The organism is Nocardioides glacieisoli (genome assembly GCF_004137245.1).
Taxonomy (GTDB): domain Bacteria; phylum Actinomycetota; class Actinomycetes; order Propionibacteriales; family Nocardioidaceae; genus Nocardioides; species Nocardioides glacieisoli.
The window spans coordinates 1-1,130 of record NZ_SDWS01000035.1; the positions used below are offsets into that span (position 1 = coordinate 1).

1 protein-coding gene is annotated in these 1,130 nt (G+C 66.4%); it reads left to right on the top strand.

All coding sequences use genetic code 11. The features are described 5' to 3' along the window. Nucleotides 1-112: 112 nt before the first annotated feature. Nucleotides 113-1,130 (top strand): IS481 family transposase (locus EUA06_RS22245; protein ID WP_129479885.1); only part of this gene is annotated, 1,018 nt, incomplete at its 3' end.

The window sequence follows — 1,130 nt, forward strand, 5'->3', positions numbered from 1 at the left end:
TGTTCTGACCACGGACGTTAGGTACGGCGTTTCTGCTTGGCGATGACGAAGACCTCCGAGTGAGGTGTGGAGCTACCACGCAACCACTCCTCAAACTCGGAGGTCTTCAACGATGCACGCTACCCATCCGAACGCGACTCTGACGCCAGCTGGTCGGTTGAAGCTGGCTCGGCTGGTGGTCGACAAGGGCTGGACCCTGGCTCGTGCTGGCGAACGGTTCTCGGTCAGTGTCACCACCGCACGCCGCTGGGCTGACCGCTACCGGCTCCTGGGGGCAGCCGGCATGCTCGACCGGTCATCGCGCCCGCACCGCTGCTCGCACCAGCTGACCCAGCGGACCGAACGTAGGATCCTCGGGCTGCGTGTCAGCCGTAGGTGGGGGCCGGCCCGGATCGCCTACCACCTGGGCCTGAACCCCTCGACGGTCCACAAGGTCCTCCAGCGGTACCGGTGCCCGCGGCTGAAGTGGACCGACCCGGCCACCGGGACCCGAATCAAGTGGGCCAGGGCCAAGGCGAACCACTACCTGCACGATGCACCCGGCGACCTCGTCCACATCGACATCAAGAAGCTCGGGAAGATCCCCGCGGGCGGCGGCTGGCGCATCCACGGCCGAGGCTCCGAGCAGGACCGAAGAGTTCACGTCGCACGCACCGCCGCGGCCCGCGCGGGCGCTTCACCCTCACGAGGCTACGTCTACCTTCACCACGCCGTCGACGACCACACCCGGCTGGCCTACTCCGAGGTCCTCGCCGATGAACGCAAGGAAACCGCCGTGGGGTTCTGGCGACGCGCCCGCGCCTGGTTCGCCCGCCACGGCATCAAGGTGCGTGCCGTGCTGACCGACAACGGTTCCTGTTATCGCTCAAGACTGTGGGCCAAGACCTTGGCCGGGCAACGGATCAAGCACCGCCGGACCCGTCCTTACCGGCCCCAGACCAACGGCAAGGTCGAACGCTTCAACCGCACCCTGCTCGAGGAATGGGCCTACGCCGTCGAGTACCGCTCAGAAGCTGAACGACTGGCCAGCTACCCGGCCTGGCTCCACTTCTACAATCACCACCGCGGACACACCTCGCTCAAGGGCAAATCACCCATCGACCTCGTGCCCAACGTGCCTGGACAGAACA